The sequence below is a fragment of the Paenibacillus sp. VTT E-133291 genome (assembly GCF_002264395.1).
In the GTDB taxonomy this organism is placed as follows: domain Bacteria; phylum Bacillota; class Bacilli; order Paenibacillales; family Paenibacillaceae; genus Paenibacillus_AQ; species Paenibacillus_AQ nitricinens.
The window spans coordinates 1-431 of sequence record NZ_NFVA01000246.1 but is presented as its reverse complement, the minus strand read 5'-3'; the positions used below and the strand labels follow the sequence as shown (position 1 = coordinate 431).

Genomic DNA, 431 nt, shown 5'->3' with positions numbered 1-431 from the left:
TAGAATCCTCGGGTTTTGCTTGATCCTCCGGTTTATTCGTTCTAAACAGATTATAGGAATCCAGTTGGGCGACTGATGAAGTCAATTTTATAACATCTCCCCAAGCCTTTCCACCTTGGTTTGTCATCACGTGCACACCCAGACTTACTCCAGTAGCAATCATCTGTTCCATGGTGGTTTGAATGCCTTCCAGTTGACCTTTTGCCCAGGCTCCCTTCTCCCCTTTTTCCATTGCCGTCCGTAGTAGCAACTGATACGCTTCATTCTGAACTAGTGGTACGCTTCTACTAGTGATAGACGGATCATAATCACATGCCTTAACCACTGGTTTCTTAAAATAAGTGCTTAGATCCTTACCCGCCTGGTACTGGACCTCGTCTATACCCAAGGATTTCAGCTTCTTGCGTGCGTCTTCCGCTAGCTTATGCATT

The 431-nt window shown here is 45.7% G+C and carries 1 pseudogene; it reads right to left on the bottom strand.

What is annotated here, in order from left to right:
- Positions 1-431, bottom strand: a pseudogene (locus CA598_RS31780) (hypothetical protein); the annotation flags it as partial.